The following is a 15,396-nucleotide window of genomic DNA, read 5'->3' on the forward strand; positions in this document are numbered from 1 at the left end:
GCGGCCCCCATCACGGCCTCCCGTCCGGCCGCGCCGCCCCGGCCTCCCCCGCTCGCTTTTCCACCTTCCCCAGCACCCGCGAACGGAGCTTCGTCATGCATCCGCTCAGTCGCCGTGTCCTGCTCACGGCGGGCGCCGGCGCGGCGCTCTCCCTCGGCCTGGCACCGGCCACGGCGTCGGCCGGATCCCGTCGCCCGTTCGGCCGGTACGGGTCGCCTGCCGCCCGGCTCACCGCACGCACCCTGTACGTCCACCCCCGCGGCCTCGGCGACCACACCACGGTCCAGGCCGCGGTGGACGCGGCCGGCGGGCCCGGCTGGACGCTGGTCGTCGCCCCGGGTACGTACTGGGAGACCGTGTCCGTCAGCGCCGCACGCACGGAGATGACATGGATCGGGGCGAGCGAGGATCCGCGCGAGGTCGTCGTGGTGTACGACAACGCGGCCGGTGCGACCCGTCCGGACGGCACCACCTACGGCACGTCCGGTTCGGCGACCACCACCGTCCAGGCGGCGGGCTTCACCGCGCGGTGGATCACCTTCGCCAACGACTTCCTCCGCTCCGACCTGCCCGGGAACCCCGGCACGCAGGCGGTCGCGCTCAAGGTGCAGGGCGACCGGTCCGCGTTCTTCCACTGCCGGTTCCTCGGCCATCAGGACACGCTGTACGCCGACTCGACGTCCCTGCCCGCCGTCGCCCGCCAGTACTTCGCGCACTGCTACGTCGAGGGTGACGTCGACTTCGTCTTCGGTCGGGCGCGCGCGGTCTTCGAGCAGTGCCACCTCCGTACCCTGCTGCGTCCCGACCTGGCGAGCGCCCCGCACGGCTTCGTCTTCGCCCCGTCGACCGCCGGCGCCAACCCGTACGGGTTCCTCGCGGCCCGTTGCCGGGTGACCAGCGAGGCTCCGGACGGGTACTACAAACTGGCCCGCCCCTGGGTGCCCAGCTCGGACACGACGGCCCGGCCGTCGCTCGTCGTCCGCGAGAGCCTGCTCGGCCCGGGGATCGACGCCGTGGCGCCGTACGCGAACATGCGAGACGCCCACCCCTGGCAGGCCCAGCGTTTCGCCGAGTACCGCAACACCGGGCCGGGGGCAGCGATCACCGATCCCGGGAGCCGTCCCCAACTCACCCCGGACGAAGCCGCGTCGGCGACGCGGAGTGCGTACCTCGAGGACTGGCGGCCCGCCCCCATCCACGCCTGACCCCCACGAACCCCGGCTCGGTCGGACGGTGTGGGGCTGGCAGAGGGCCGATGGCCGGACGGACCTGGTCATGGGTCCGTCCGGCCTCGTCGTACGCGGAGCTGCCTCCCGCGGGGCGCTGCTATTCGAGCAGCTCCGCGTACGCGCCCATGGCCAGGGCGATGTCCGCCTGGGCCCAGAACCGGTGGTACGTGAAGACGGGCGCGGTGCCGCCCGCCAGGTAGGCCTCGATCTTCGGCCAGGCCGGGTCGTCCTGGTAGAAGGAGCGGATCGAGGCGAAGGTGGACGAGGAGTTCACCGGGTCGGCGTTCGGCATGGTGCCGGTCCAGCCGCTCGGCACGTGTACGGGGTCGTCGAAGCGGTTGTAGTCGGCGCGGGTCTCCGGGACGGCGATGCCCAGCGGGTCCTGGTGGTGGGTCCACATGCCGTCGAGGAGTGCCTTCGCCACCCGTTTCGCCTCGGCGTGGCCGGACTTGGCGGCGTAGTAGGTCAGGGTCTTGGCGTAGGCGGCCGCCACGCCCACGTCGTCGGTGTAGTCGGCGACGGTGACATGGAGGCCCGCGTTGGCGCCCGGGTTCGCGGCGTTCCAGGTGTCGGGGGCTCCGGACCACTGGAGGGTGGAGGGGATGCGGTAGGTGCCGTCGGGGTTGATCGTGGTCTTCGACAGCGCCCAGCCGACCCACTTGTCGAGCACGGTCCTGGCGGCCGCGTCGCCGGTCTGCCGGTAGTACTCGGCGACCCGCTCCATGGACCAGGCCTGGAAGCCGAACCACTGGTTGGACGCCGGGTCGTGGTAGACGGGCTTCTCGTCGTAGAAGAGGCCGTGGAAGGTGGGGGTGCCGGCCGGGGGCTGTGCGTAGCGGCCCTGCCAGCTGTTGGTCGCTCCGCCGGCGATGGCGCCCTCGTCGGACTGGAGCCAGCGGTAGAACTCCAGTTGCCGGTCGAGGCTGGTCGCCCAGTCCGCCGCGCCCGTCGGCGACTTGGGCTTGAGCGGGGCGTACTCGCTGAGCGCGTAGGCGGCGAGCGGGTTCTGGTAGCCGCCGTGGGCGTGGCTGGAGCCGATGCGCCAGGACCAGCCCGCGCTGGTGTCGGTGGCGCCGCCCCAGGCGTAGTACCAGGACATCAGGTAGTGGGCGCTGTCCTTGCCCGTGCCGGTCGGACAGGCCGTCGGTCCGACGCAGTTGCCGGACTTCTTGAAGTACTTGTCGAACATGGCGTACCGCAGGTAGTCGCCCATCTTCGCAGCCTTGGCGACGGTCGCGGTGACCTGCGCGCCCTTGCCCTGCTCCTTGGCCCAGATGTCGGCCCAGTAGGCGGCCTGGACTGCGCGGGCGTCGGCGTCGGGGGCGTTGGTGAACTTCCACTGCCTGGCGTAGGAGGCGTCCCCCGTGAAGAGGTCGAGGTAGCCGTTCCGGCCGCCGAAGGCGAAGGTGTCGCAGGTGGGGTGCGGGACGGTCTCCCAGACGGACTCCTGGGGGCCGCGCTGGAAGGTGTTGATGTACGAGGGTCCGGTCGCCGTCGGTCCGGCGGAGCACTTCCCGGGCTCGTTGCCGTAGCCGTACACGTTGTCGACGTCCTGGAGCCAGTGCATGCCGTAGATGTCGTCGGTGCCGTAGGCGCTCTTCAGTTCGGCGGCGATCGGGTCGGCGCCCGCGGTGACTCCGGAGTCGAGCCGCGCGGGGTACTGCGAGGGCAGGTCGTGCTCGGGGGCGTAGGTGGCGGGCTTGGAAGCGTTGTAGGTACCGGTCGTGGGCTGGTCGGCATGGGTGGGGATCATGAACTTCTCCATGGTGTCCCACGCACCGTTGAACCTCGTCCAGTCGCCGGTGATCTTCCCGTACATCGCCTGGAGCCAGATCAGATAGCTGTACGCCTCCGAGGTCGTCTCGTGCCCGTGGTCGGGGGCCTCGACGATGAGCGTCTCGACGGCGTGATACGGGACGCCCTCCGGTGAGAAGTAGCCGTTGGCCGGGTTGGTGATCTTCCCGTGGAGGTCGAGGAAACGGGCGTCGTACGTGGAGCCGGCGGCCAGCTGGGCGACGGTGACCTCGGTCCTGGTGTGGCCGGGGGCGGTCGCGGTGAAGACGGCCGAGCCGGTGCCGGTGGCCGCCGCGGCGACGGTCACCTTCTGGGCGGTGTTCCAGTTCGCCGGGGTGAAGGTGAGGCTGCCTGGGGTGGCCGTGAGGTTGCTGTTGCCCGAGGTGCGGGCGACGCTCACGGCGACGTCGGCCGACGGCTGGGTGGAGAGCTTCAGGTCGAAGGTGCCGGTCGCGCCCTGGCGTACCCCGAACTGGACGGGGGTGGCGACGAGGGCGGGTGCGGCGGCCACGGTGATCCCGACCGGGGCCGACTCGGCGGAGGAGCCGAGGCTGTCGTACGCCTTGGCGTAGAGCGAGTGGGGGCCTGCGGCGAGGCCGGTGGCACCGAGGGTGAAGGGGGCGGTGGTGTCCGTGCCGAGCAGGGTGGTGTCGCTGTAGAACTCGACCTTGTCGATGGCGGCCTGGTCGGCGGCGGCCGCCGTGGCGGCGAGCGGGACCGGGTCACCCGCGGTGAAGACGGCCCCGGGGGCGGGGCTGGTGAGCACGGCGACGGGTGGCTGGTGGGCGCCGGTACAGGGGGTGCCGTTGACGGCGAAGGTGGTCGGGGCGGTGTTGGTGCCGCTGTACGTGAACTGGGCGCCGGTCGTGACGGCTCCGCCGGCCGCGATCGTCCTGTTCCAGTCCGCGTGGGCGACGGTGACGGTCTTCCCCGTCTGGGACCAGGCGCCGCTCCAGCCGTTGGTGAGCTTCTGGTCGCCGCTGTAGGCGTAGGTCAGGGTCCAGCCGTCGAGCGGGGCGGTGGCGCGGTTGGTGAGGGTGAGCTCGGCGGTGAAGCCCGAACCCCAGTCGTTGGTCCTGTAGTCGACGCTGCACCGCACCGCCGCGGCGTGGGCGGCGGTGCCGTTGACGGCGGTCAGGCCCAGGGGCAGGGACAGCGCCGCGACCAGCGCGGTCAGCAGCCGGCGTGATCTTCCTGGTGGCATGCGAGTGGTTCTCCTCGCGGCTCGGGAGGTGGCGTGCGAAGGCATGGGCACAAGCTCTGAACCAGTGGGAGCGCTCCCACAATGCAGAAGCGACGGAGAGGCGTCAAGGTGCCCGAAGAGTCGAACTCATCCGTCGGACGACTTCGTCAACTCCTCTTTTGCTTGGCGCCAGTTGACGCTACGGTCTGGCTCCACCAGTGGGAGCGATTCCGTCAGTCGGCGCGTCGTGAGGACGTGCCCTCGCTGCAAGGAGTCGCTCATGCGACATCCCCCACGTCTGTCGGCGCTGCTCGCGGGAGCGGCGCTCACGACGGCGAGCACCGCTCTCGCCGTCGTCGGTGCGGCCTCAGGAGCAGTGGCCGCACCTCTCTGCACGGTGAAGTACGGGGTCGTCGGCCAGTGGACCGACGGCTTCCAGGGCTCCGTCACCGTGACCAACAACAGTGCCCCGCTGAACGGCTGGAGCCTCGGCTTCGACTTCCCGGCCGGCCAGAAGGTGGGTCAGGGCTGGGGCGCCAGGTGGTCCCAGTCCGGCGCGACGGCCACGGCCGTCAACGAGAGCTGGAACGGTGCCCTCGGCACGGGCGCCGGCGTCACGGCCGGGTTCATCGCCTCCTGGTCGGGCGCCAACACCGCCCCCACGTCCTTCACGCTCAACGGGACGCCCTGCAACGTCGCCCCGGGGCCGACCCCGACGCCCACTCCCACCCCCACCCCAACCCCGACTCCCACCCCGACCCCGACCCCGACTCCCACCCCCACCGATCCCACCGGCCCGCCCGACCCCGTCTCCGGCGCGCCCGAGCTGAGCGTCGCCGGCACCCGGCTCACCGACCAGAACGGCGCGACCCGCCGACTGCTCGGCGTCAACCGCTCGGGGGGCGAGTTCATGTGCGTCCAGGGCCATGGCATCTTCGACGGCCCGGTCGACGACGCGTCCGTCCGCGCCATCGCGGACTGGGAGGCCAACACCGTTCGCATCCCGCTCAACGAGGAGTGCTGGCTGGGCCTGGAGAACATCAAGCCCGAGTACCGGGGCGCGCACTACATCGACGCCGTGAAGGGGCTCGTCGAGCGCGTGCTCGCGCACGGCATGACCCCGGTCGTCGAACTGCACTGGACCCACGGGCTGTACACCGGTCATTCGGCGGGCTGTTCCGACGTCCACGCCTCCTGCCAGAAGCCGATGCCGAACGCCCGGTACACGCCGGCCTTCTGGACCTCGGTCGCCGACACCTTCAAGAACGACCGCCGGGTCGTGTTCGACCTCTTCAACGAGCCCTATCCCGACCGGGCGACCTCCACCGCGGCTCAGGCCTGGAGCTGCTGGCGCGACGGTGGCATCTGCCCGGGCATCGGCTACGAGGTCGCCGGCATGCAGGACCTCCTGGACGCCGTCCGTGCGACCGGCGCCCGCAACCTCGTACTCGTGCCGGGCGTCGCGTACTCCAACGATCTGAGCCAGTGGCTCGCGCACCGTCCCACCGACCCGGCGGGCAATCTGGCCGCCGCCTGGCACGTCTACAACTTCAACACCTGCTCCGACGAGACGTGCTGGGACCGCACGCTCGCCCCGGTCGCCGCGCAGGTTCCCCTCGTCGCGGGCGAGATCGGCGAGAACACCTGCGGCCACGCGTTCATCGACCGCGTCATGAAGTGGTTCGACGACCGCGGGCTCTCGTATCTCGGCTGGACCTGGAACACCTGGAACTGCTCCTCCGGGCCGGCCCTGATCACCTCGTACGACGGCACACCCACCGCATTCGGCACCGGGCTGCGCGATCATCTGCGCGCCCTGAACTGAAAGGCACACCACGACATGAGCCGCAACCTCAGCCGTACAGCCGGCGGCACGACGAGCCGCACCGCCCTGCTGGCGGCGATCGGGCTGATCACGGCCACCGGCGCCACCGCCACCGTCATGAGCAGCACGGCCGGGGCAGCCGCGGCCGGCTGCCGGGTCGACTACCAGGTCACGAACCAGTGGAACACCGGCTTCGGGGCGAACGTCATCGTCACCAACACCGGTGACCCGCTCAGCTCCTGGACCCTGGAGTGGTCCTACGCGAACGGCCAGCAGGTCACCCAGGGCTGGAACGCGACGCTCACCCAGTCCGGCGCCGCCGTGAGCGCCAGGAACCTCTCGTACAACGGCAGCCTGGCCACGGGTGGTTCGACCTCTTTCGGTTTCAACGGCTCCCACACCGGCACGAACGCCGTCCCGGCGACCTTCACGCTCAACGGAGTCGTCTGCAACGGCGCCACCCAGCCGCCGACGACCCCGCCGACCACTCCCCCGACCACGCCGCCGCCGGCCGGCTCCAAGGCCGACAACCCGTACGCCGGCGCCAAGGTGTACGTGAATCCTGAGTGGGCGGCCAAGGCGGCGGCAGAGCCGGGCGGCACCAAGGTCTCGAACCAGCCGACCGGTGTCTGGCTGGACCGTGCGGCCGCCATCGCGGGCGTGAACGGCGGCATGGGGCTGCGTGACCACCTCGACGAGGCACTGACGCAGAAGGGCGGCGGCGAGCTCGTCGTCCAGCTGGTGATCTACAACCTGCCGGGCCGGGACTGCGCCGCGCTCGCCTCCAACGGCGAACTGGGCCCGACCGAGATCGACCGGTACAAGACCCAGTACATCGACCCCATCGCCGCGATCCTGGCCGACCCGAAGTACGCGGGCCTGCGGATCGTCACGACGGTCGAGATCGACTCGCTGCCGAACCTGGTGACCAACGTGTCGGGCCGCCCGACGGCCACCGCCAACTGCGATGTGATGAAGGCCAACGGCAACTACGTCAAGGGCGTGGGCTACGCGCTGAACAAGCTGGGTTCGATCGCCAACGTCTACAACTACGTGGACGCGGGCCACCACGGCTGGCTCGGCTGGGACGACAACTTCGGCGCCTCCGCCGAGCTCTTCAGGACGGCCGCACAGGCCGAGGGCTCAACGCTCGCCAAGGTGCACGGCTTCATCGTCAACACGGCCAACTACAGCGCGCTGAAGGAGAACCACTTCAGGATCGACGACTCCGTCAACGGGGTGTCGGTGCGCCAGTCGAAGTGGGTGGACTGGAACCGGTACACCGACGAGCTGTCGTACGCCCAGGCGATGCGGGCCAAGCTCGTCTCGCTCGGCTTCGACACCAACCTCGGCATGCTGATCGACACCTCCCGCAACGGCTGGGGCGGCACGGCACGTCCGTCCGGACCCGGCGCACTGACGGACGTCGACACCTATGTCGACGGCGGTCGTTACGACCGGCGCATCCACCTCGGGAACTGGTGCAACCAGTCCGGCGCGGGCCTCGGCGAGCGGCCGCAGGCGGCTCCGGCCGCCGGGATCGACGCATACGTCTGGATGAAGCCGCCGGGTGAGTCGGACGGTGCGAGCAAGGAGATCCCGAACGACGAGGGCAAGGGCTTCGACCGCATGTGCGACCCGACGTACACGGGCAACGCCCGTAACGGCAACAGCATGTCGGGCGCGCTGGGGGACGCGCCGCTGTCCGGGAAGTGGTTCTCGGCCCAGTTCCAGGAGCTGCTGAAGAACGCCCACCCGGCGCTCTGACACCCGGGCGCCGGCCGGAGTGCGGAGCTCCGGCCGGCGCCACTCCCTCCTATGACTCACGTCACACGGCTCAACCGATCACTTCACTGGGCCCGTCCGGTCTTACGTACAAGAACACACCGCAGCGACAGGACAGGAACAGGACGCCATGGCTGACGCAGTGAAGGGCCCCGCGAGCTACTTCCCCTCGATCGAGAAGAAGTACGGCCGCCCGGTCGCCGAGTGGAAGGAGCTGATCCGGTCGTCGCCGCTGACCAAGCACATGGAGCTCGTCTCCTGGCTGAAAACCGAGCACGGCCTCGGACACGGCCACGCCAACGCCCTCGTCGCGCACACGCTCGCGGAGGACAGCGGCAAGTGATCCCGCGGCCCGGTCAATTCACTCGCGTGCGAACGGCCCGGCCTGGCAGGATCCCCCGCATGACCTACGGAATCGAGTCTCACTCCGCCCTGTGAGCGCCCCGGACGAGCGCGGCGCGCTCACGCCTCGGCCCTCCCTGTACCACTACGCCCTGCGCCTGTATCGCGCGGAGCCCGACGGCCGTCTCCCCGAAGGCGGTTACCCTTCCCCCGACCGGCCGCCCCTGCCGCGCCCTCCACTCGACCGACGGAATGCGCGTCGGACCGCCGTGGACGCCATCACCCCCTTCCTGACCGACCCGGACCCCGTGCGCGCCGCCGACGAGGTGCAGCGCCGCCTGGACGAGCTGGGCGTACGAGACCATCACATCCGCTGGGCCCTCGCCGATCTGCCCCTGGAGGACGAGGCGGCCGCACGGGCGCTCGGCCGCCGACTGACCCGTGTGGGCACCAGCGGCGTGGCCGTGTGTCTCGGCCTCGGTCTCCTGGCCCGGCTCGGCGAGCCTGAGGACATCCCGTACCTCCGCACGCTCGGCCTGCTCCGGGACTTCACGGGCTATGCCGTGGAGGCACTCTCTCCCCTCGACCGCGCTGCGGCCGCCCTCGTGTGGCTCTCCGTGTATGTCGACGACAGCGAACTGCGCCCCGTGGTCGACGCCCTCGCGGCCGGTGACGCCGGTGCCGCCCGCGCCCGGCTCACGACGATTCCCAGAAGCCCGCGGACCGTGGGGCCGGAGACCGCCCGCAGGATCGCGGAGGCCGTACGGCTCACCGATGTCCTGCGCGAGGACCCGATCGACGTCGGCGTTCTGGCCCAGGCAGGATGGCTGCTGTCGCGGATGACGAGCCAGCGTGACTACCGCCCGGAGATCCTCTCGTACGACGACGACGCCGTCGCCGCCTACGAGGCCGTCGTCGCTCGGGCCGCCCTGCTGCCCCCGACTCTGGACCACTGCGCGACCCTGCTCTCGCTCGCCCTCGATCTGCACAGCGGTCCCAGCCATCTGCTTCCCTGGCCGCCGGGCCGACGCGAGGCCCTCCTGACTGACCTGGAGTCCCTGCTGCACTCACCCGGGTGGGCGGCCGTCGCCGACCACGAGCCCGACGACCTCGCCGAGCGCCGCCGCGCCCACTGGATCCGGCGCACGGCACGGCAGCCCTTCGGCCACTCCACGGCCGACGCGCCCCGGCTCCGGGTGGAGGTCGCCGTACGCGACCCCGCCGATCCGGACGTCGCCGAGACCCGCTTGCTGGTTGACGGGCGGCCGGTCGTACCGGCAGCGTTCGGTCTCGGACCCGGAAACGCTCCGGAGGAACTGCTCGACAGTGGACGTCTGCGGGCGACGGCCGAGCCACGGGAGGTCCAACTCGCCGAGGCGTACTGCACCGAGGGCTGCTGCGGGGCGCTGTACGTCACCGTGCAGCGGGACGGGGACCACGTCGTGTGGCGGGACTGGCGCCGCACGCAGTCCGGGCGACGCGGACAACCAGAACTGCCCGCGTACCGATTCGATGCCCCTGCCTACGACGCCGAGATCGCACGCGCCGAGAACGACCACTCCTGGGCGTGGCCGGCCCGTATCACGGCCCGCCTCCTCGCCGCGGGCCTGCGCGACAGGCCGGACCTCCTGACGCGCTGGGACGCGCGGTTCGGGTGGGTGGGAACCGATTACCACGATCCGGACACCACGGTCGTGTCCTTCACGTTCTGGCCGGGCCTCGCGGAGGGACAGCGGGACGTGGACGGACCGTGGCTGCAGTTCTTCTGGAGTCTGCCCGACGACGGCACACCCCCGGAGGCCCGGGCGGCGGCCACCCTGACGCGTCTGGAAACGACCGATCCGAAGACGTTCGCACAGGTCAGGGGCGGCAGCCGGGAGGACGCGGAAGCGCTCGGCTTCCCCTGGCCCGAAGGTCGTGACTAGCGGGTGTCGCCCTCCCAGTCCCAGTGCACGGCGTCGCCCTCGCGCGGCCCGTAGCGGGCGTGGCCGCCCGGGCCGTAGGAGCCGATCTCCGTGGCCAGGGCGGCCCCCTCCTCGAGCTGTCGCGCGGTCCATCCGGTGACGTCGAGCAGGAGTCCGTCCAGGGGACCCGCCACCAGTTCGCGGTAGACGTGCCCGGGTCTGGGGCCGGGGTGGGGATCGTCATGGTCGGCGCCGTACACACGCCCTCTCATCAGCTCGTCCATACCCGGCAGCATCGCACCCGGCACTGACACTCGCCCGGTCGCGACCGTCAGGTCAGGCCGCCGGGGCGATGTTCTGGTTCGAGCGGAAGACGTTCCCCGGGTCGTACTCGCGTTTGAGGGCGCGCAGCCGCCGGAGCTTGTCGGCCCCGTACGCCTGCTCGACGCGGGCCGCTCCCTCGTCCATGAGGAAGTTGACGTAGACGCCCGCGTGGTACGGCTCCAGCGCGGACCACCACGCACGCGCCCAGGCCCGCTCGTCGTCGAAGCCCTCGGCGTCGAAGCAGTTGCCGTTGATGTTGAACGTGTGGCCCACGCCCCGTCCGCTGCACGCGGTCTCGTCCTCACCCACGCGGGCGACCGCACCACCCAGGTGGAAGATGTTGCACGTCGAGAGCGGGGACCTGAGCCGCAGGGCGTGGGCCGCGCTGATGCCGATGACCTCGTCGTCGAGCCGCTCGATGTCGCAGGAGCGCACGTAGTACCACCAGCCGGGGCGGAACGACGGGTCGAACATGGACTGGTGCTGGAGGAACGGCTTGGGCGCGCACAAGTCGAGGAGCGGCGTCCCGAAACTCCGCAGCGGGCGGAGAACCCGCCGGCCGGCTTCGATGTCGCCGGCGTAGCAGCTGATCACCGCGATGACGGGCCTGCCGTGCAGTTCGGGCGGGATCGCCGGGAGGGGCGGGGCCTTGCGGTGGACGACGATGGTGGTCAGCTCGTCGGGGACGTCGGTGATCCACTCGCGGTAGAAGGCGAGCACGTGCGGCGCCTCTTCCAGGGGCCAGAGGATCGGTCCGGCGAGCACGGTGGGTCCCACGGGGTTGAGCCGGAACTCGAACTCGGTGACGACGCCGAAGTTGGTGCCGGCGCCGCGCAGGCCCCAGAAGAGTTCGGGCTCGTGGTTCTCGCTCGCCGTGAGGAAGGTGCCGTCGGCGGTGACCATGTCGGCGGAGAGCAGCTGGTCGACGGTGAGTCCGTACTTGCGCATCAGCCAGCCGATACCACCGCCGAGGGTGAGCCCGGCGAGGCCGGTGTGCGTCACGATGCCCGCGGGCACGGCCATCCCGAAGTGCTGCGTCTCGCGGTCGAGCGCCCCGAGCAGGACGCCTGCCTGGGCCCTGACCGTGCGGTTCACCGGATCGACGCGGATGCCGTTCATGGCCGACAGGTCGATGACGAGGCCGCCGTCGGCCAGTGACTGGCCGGGGAAGCTGTGGCCCCCGCTCCGTACCGCGACAGGCAGCCCACTGCGCGTCGCGCTCTCCAGCGCTGCGGCGACGTCGGCGACTCCGGTGCAGTACGCGATGAGGGCGGGGAACTTGCTGATGGATCCGTTCCAGATTCTCCGGGCCTCGTTGTAGGCGGGGTCGCCGGGGCGGACGAGCCTGCCGGAGAAGGACAGCTCCAGCTCCTGGAATGCCGCCTCGTCCATCCGCGCCGCGGGGGCTGTGCCCATCGTCGCTCCTCGGCCGATCGGGCCCCTCCTGCCAGGCTCCCACCGGCCGAGAGCCGGTGCCAGCTCAGGCGCCGACGGTTCCGTCGACGCCCTCGCGGAGGAAGTCCGCGTGCCCGTTGTGGCGGCCGTACTCGAGCAGGACGTGCACCATCACCATCCGCAGGGACACGTTCTCGCCCCAGCGCGGCTGGTGTCCCGCCAGCTCCAGGGAGGCGGCCTCACGCTCGATCCGCCGGGAGGTCTCGACCTCGGCCTCCCAGGCGGCGAAGGCTTCGGCGCGGGTCGACCGGCTCGCGTCGTAGGCGGCCTGGAAGTCGATCTTGTCCGACCAGACCATCGGTGCCTCGCCGTCCTCGAAGACCCGGCGGAACCAGGCGCGTTCCACCTCGGCCATGTGCCGGACGAGGCCGAGCAGCGACAGCGTGGACGGCGGCATCGACGTGTCCTTCAGCTGCTCGTCGTCGAGCCCCTCGCACTTCATGGCGAGCGTCGCGCGCTGGTAGTCGAGAAAGGCGCGGAGGGTTTCTCGTTCGCTGCCGAAGTGGGGCGGCGAGATGCGCGGGTCGGTGGTCACGGGTGCTGCTCCTCGTCAAGATCCGTCGCGTGCCCCGAACCTACCCGGACCGGCCGCGCGTTCACTCTCCGGGTGGGCCCTGCCGCTCCGCCGTCACGGAGGCGACGAGCACCCCGGCCAGGCCCGCCCACACCAGCGTCGCCGCGCCGCCGACCGTGGCCCCTCCGACGGCTCCGAGCGCGAGCGCCGCGCCCGCCCCGGCGCCCAGCGCCCGCCGGTCGGTTGCGAAGGCCCAGGCGCGGCGGCCGGCGCCGGGTGTACGCATCTCGAGCACAGCGGCGCGGCAGACCAGCGCCGCGGCGGCTGTCACCGCGGTCATCACGGACCCGTCCATGCCACCTGCCTCTCTCCGCCCATGGTCGCGCAGACCGCGAGGTCCGCACAGAGGCGTGACCCGGCGTGACCGGGGCGAGGCGCCGTGCGACCACCCGAGATGCGGGGCCGCACGGCCCGGGAGCATGCTGGCTGTGTGACGTCGCACCGCGAGGCCGGCCCCGCCCCGTCGGCCCGGACCGGGGACGTTCCTGGGAACGTGGAGACCGACGGGCGGCTGCTCGACGCCCTGCCCCTGGTTCTGGCCGAGGGCGCGCTGCGGTCGATCGAGGCGGTCGGCGGTTACGCCGGCGCCGTCTATCTGCGTTCCGGGACGCCGGACCTGCTCCGGATGGCGGTGCTCGCCGGGCTCCCCGGCCAGCTGTTCCGGCCCTGGTGGCGGATGCATGTGAACCGCCCCTTCCCGGTGGCCGAGGCCCACCGGTCGGGCCAGCCGGTGCACCTCGCCGACGTCGAGGAGGCGATGCGCCAGTTCCCGCAGCTCGTGGCGAGCCTCCCCTTCCCCTTCGCCTCCCTGTACGCGCCGATCGTCAGCGGCCGGGAACGCTTCGGGGTGCTCGTGGTGCTCCGCACGCCGAGCCCCGGCGTGCCGGTGAACACCCGGGACCGGATGCGGATGGCACGGGAGGCGCGCCGCCTCGGGGACATCCTGATGGAGCTCTCCGAGAGCGGCACCGTCGTCGAATGGCCCGAGGAGCCCGTGTGCGTCCAGCTCCCCTCGGGCGGCACGAAGCCCGTCCGCATCGGCTACTTCGACTGGGACCTGACCAGCGGAACCGTCAGCGCCGACGCCGGGCTGCGGGCGATCATCGGTGAGAGCGCCGACGACCCGTTCCCCGGGACCATGGAGGCGCTGACCGCGCGCCTCGCTCCCGAGGACAGTTACGCGCTGTGGACCATGGCCCGCCGCGCGGCCGAGTCGGGTGCGCAGGTGGCACGCCGGATCCGGCTCAAGGGGCCCGACGGCGGGCTCCACCTCCTGGAGGTCTCCGCCCGCGCCGCGGGCGACCGTCCAGGGCGGCTGAAGGGCTCCCTCGTCGACCTGGGTACCGGCCTGGTCGGCTCCGACGCCACCGACCGGCTGCCACGGGCCATCATCGCCATCGACCGCCTGGGCCGGATCACGTACGTGAACCATCTCACCGAGGCGCTGCTCGGCCGGCCCCGTGCGTCACTCGCCGGGCGGAGCGTGTGGGAGGCCCTGCCGTGGTTCGGCAATCCCGCGTACGAGGAGAATCTGCGCGCGGCACTGCTCTCCGACGAGCCCGTGCACTTCCTGGCCCACACAACCGACGACGAATGGCTATCGGTCTCGCTCTACCCGGGCCACGACGGCGTCACGGTGGTGCTGCTCCCCCAGAGCGACCCCGCCTACCAGCCGAGCTCCGTCGTCCAGCCGGACACAGGGCTCGGCTCACCGGCGGACCGGGCGTCGGCGCTGTACCGGCCGGTGGCGCTCGCCATCGCGCTGACCGAGGCGGTGACGGCGCGCCAGGTGTCGGCGGTGGTCACCGACGAGCTGCTGCCCGCGTTCGGCGGGCGGCAGCTGGCGATCTATCTGCTGAGCGATCGTCATCTCTATCTCGCGTGGGAGACCGGGTTCCCGGCCGGATTCCTGGAGCCCTTCGACGGAGTGGGTCTCGACGCCCAGCTGCCGGGCGTCGAGGCGCTCACCACCGGCCGGCCGCTGTTCTTCGAGTCGATCGAGCAGATGTCCCAGGCCTATCCGGACCTCCCCCTGGACGCACTCACCGGTGCACGGGCCTTTCTGCCGCTCATCGCCTCGGGCCGGCCGGTCGGCTCGTGCATCCTCGGCTTCGACCGGCCGCGCGGCTTCAGTCCGGAGGAGCGTACGGTCCTGACCGCGCTGGCCGGGCTGATCGCGCAGGCCCTGGAGCGTGCCCGGCGGTACGACAGCGAGTCCGCCCTCGCCCGCGGGCTCCAGGACGCGCTGCTCCCGACGCGGCTACCGGTCCTCGACCACGTGGACACGGTGGCGCGCTATCTGCCCGGAACGAAGGGCATGGACGTGGGCGGCGACTGGTACGACGTCATCGAGACCGGGCGGGGGCTGCTGGCCCTGGTGGTCGGCGACGTCCAGGGCCACGGTGTCGCCGCCGCGGCGACGATGGGGCAATTGCGCAGCGCGGTTCGGGCCTTCGCGCTCGGCAGCCAGTCCCCGGAGGACGTGCTGAAGGGCACCAACCGGCTGCTGATCGACCTCGATCCCGGGCAGTTCGCCAGTTGCTGCTACATGGAGCTCGACCCGGCGAGGGGTGTGGTCAAGGCCGTCCGGGCAGGGCATCCCCAGCCGCTGCTGCGGCGCCCGGACGGGACGACCGAGGTCCTGGAGCTGGCGGGCGGTCTGGTCCTGGGGATCGACACCGAGGCCACGTATCCGGTCACCGAACTGCACCTGGAGCCGGGGGCGGTCCTCGCCCTGTACACGGACGGTCTCGTGGAGCGTCCGGGCCGGGACATCGACGAGGGGGTCGAGTGGCTGCGCCGTACCTTCGCCGTCACGGGCGCGATCCCCCTTACGGAGACGGCGGACCGGCTGATCCGCGACGCGCGGCAGGCCACGGACCGCCCGGACGACATCGCCGTTCTGCTCGCGGCCCGCTGGACGGACTGAGCGGTCGCCAGACCGACGGCGGCCGCCGTCCCCGGCCGGGCGCCCTCACCCG

At 71.6% G+C, this 15,396-nt stretch carries 11 protein-coding genes; 6 read left to right on the plus strand and 5 right to left on the minus strand.

The annotated features are described in order from the left end of the window. Window positions 1-95: 95 nt before the first annotated feature. Window positions 96-1,205, plus strand: a complete 1,110-nt coding sequence (locus ACFY8U_RS07755; RefSeq protein WP_389567048.1) for a pectinesterase family protein — start codon at window positions 96-98, stop codon at window positions 1,203-1,205. 121 nt (window positions 1,206-1,326) lie between these two features. On the opposite strand, the gene ACFY8U_RS07760 is transcribed toward ACFY8U_RS07755, so the two are convergent. Beyond that, complete coding sequence (locus tag ACFY8U_RS07760) at window positions 1,327-4,227, minus strand: glycoside hydrolase family 48 protein (protein WP_389567051.1); 2,901 nt, start codon at window positions 4,225-4,227, stop codon at window positions 1,327-1,329. Between the two features lie 259 nt (window positions 4,228-4,486). Between ACFY8U_RS07760 and ACFY8U_RS07765 the strand changes: the two genes are divergently transcribed. The 4 genes from ACFY8U_RS07765 (at window position 4,487) to ACFY8U_RS07780 (ending at window position 10,083) form a co-directional block, all read left to right on the plus strand. Further along, entirely contained in the window at window positions 4,487-6,031 is a 1,545-nt protein-coding gene (locus ACFY8U_RS07765; RefSeq protein ID WP_389567053.1) for a cellulase family glycosylhydrolase, read from the plus strand. 15 nt (window positions 6,032-6,046) lie between these two features. Then, window positions 6,047-7,798: a glycoside hydrolase family 6 protein gene (locus ACFY8U_RS07770; protein WP_389567056.1), complete on the plus strand. Its 1,752-nt coding sequence runs from the start codon at window positions 6,047-6,049 to the stop codon at window positions 7,796-7,798. Window positions 7,799-7,946: 148 nt separating this feature from the next. Continuing rightward, on the plus strand, window positions 7,947-8,159 hold the full coding sequence (locus tag ACFY8U_RS07775) for a DUF4287 domain-containing protein (protein WP_389567059.1): 213 nt from the start codon (window positions 7,947-7,949) through the stop codon (window positions 8,157-8,159). A 268-nt stretch (window positions 8,160-8,427) separates the two neighbouring features. Further along, window positions 8,428-10,083 carry a hypothetical protein gene (locus tag ACFY8U_RS07780; RefSeq protein WP_389567062.1) on the plus strand — a complete coding sequence of 552 codons (1,656 nt, stop codon included), beginning with the start codon at window positions 8,428-8,430 and terminating at the stop codon, window positions 10,081-10,083. Here the strand turns inward: ACFY8U_RS07780 and ACFY8U_RS07785 are convergent. The 4 genes from ACFY8U_RS07785 to ACFY8U_RS07800 all read right to left on the minus strand — a co-directional run bounded on the left by ACFY8U_RS07785 (window position 10,080) and on the right by ACFY8U_RS07800 (window position 12,695). Beyond that, the gene (locus ACFY8U_RS07785) at window positions 10,080-10,346 is read right to left on the minus strand and encodes a hypothetical protein (protein ID WP_361445831.1); all 267 of its coding nucleotides are present in this window, start codon (window positions 10,344-10,346) and stop codon (window positions 10,080-10,082) included. The two genes, ACFY8U_RS07780 and ACFY8U_RS07785, sit on opposite strands and share 4 nt — an antisense overlap. Before the next feature lie 52 nt (window positions 10,347-10,398). Continuing rightward, a complete protein-coding gene (locus ACFY8U_RS07790) occupies window positions 10,399-11,802 on the minus strand; it encodes an FAD-binding oxidoreductase (RefSeq protein ID WP_389567065.1) in 1,404 nt (467 codons plus the stop codon). 64 nt (window positions 11,803-11,866) lie between these two features. Beyond that, window positions 11,867-12,376, minus strand: coding sequence for a DinB family protein (locus tag ACFY8U_RS07795; protein ID WP_389567069.1), 510 nt, complete (start codon window positions 12,374-12,376; stop codon window positions 11,867-11,869). 61 nt (window positions 12,377-12,437) lie between these two features. After that, a complete protein-coding gene (locus tag ACFY8U_RS07800; protein ID WP_389567072.1) occupies window positions 12,438-12,695 on the minus strand; it encodes a hypothetical protein in 258 nt (85 codons plus the stop codon). A 150-nt stretch (window positions 12,696-12,845) separates the two neighbouring features. Between ACFY8U_RS07800 and ACFY8U_RS07805 the strand changes: the two genes are divergently transcribed. Beyond that, window positions 12,846-15,344 (plus strand): SpoIIE family protein phosphatase, encoded by a 2,499-nt coding sequence (locus ACFY8U_RS07805; RefSeq protein WP_389567076.1) that lies wholly within the window; start codon window positions 12,846-12,848, stop codon window positions 15,342-15,344. The last annotated feature ends 52 nt before the right edge of the window (window positions 15,345-15,396 follow it).

It is taken from the genome of Streptomyces sp. NPDC012508 (genome assembly GCF_042902595.1).
Lineage (GTDB): Bacteria > Actinomycetota > Actinomycetes > Streptomycetales > Streptomycetaceae > Streptomyces.

Coding starts and splice junctions, on each gene's coding strand:
- ACFY8U_RS07765 (WP_389567053.1), top strand. CDS start 4,487: ATGCGACATCCCCCACGTCTGTCGGCGCTGCTCGCGGGAGCGGCGCTC.
- ACFY8U_RS07760 (WP_389567051.1), bottom strand. CDS start 4,227: ATGCCACCAGGAAGATCACGCCGGCTGCTGACCGCGCTGGTCGCGGCG.
- ACFY8U_RS07755 (WP_389567048.1), top strand. CDS start 96: ATGCATCCGCTCAGTCGCCGTGTCCTGCTCACGGCGGGCGCCGGCGCG.
- ACFY8U_RS07800 (WP_389567072.1), bottom strand. CDS start 12,695: ATGACCGCGGTGACAGCCGCCGCGGCGCTGGTCTGCCGCGCCGCTGTG.
- ACFY8U_RS07770 (WP_389567056.1), top strand. CDS start 6,047: ATGAGCCGCAACCTCAGCCGTACAGCCGGCGGCACGACGAGCCGCACC.
- ACFY8U_RS07785 (WP_361445831.1), bottom strand. CDS start 10,346: ATGGACGAGCTGATGAGAGGGCGTGTGTACGGCGCCGACCATGACGAT.
- ACFY8U_RS07775 (WP_389567059.1), top strand. CDS start 7,947: ATGGCTGACGCAGTGAAGGGCCCCGCGAGCTACTTCCCCTCGATCGAG.
- ACFY8U_RS07790 (WP_389567065.1), bottom strand. CDS start 11,802: ATGGGCACAGCCCCCGCGGCGCGGATGGACGAGGCGGCATTCCAGGAG.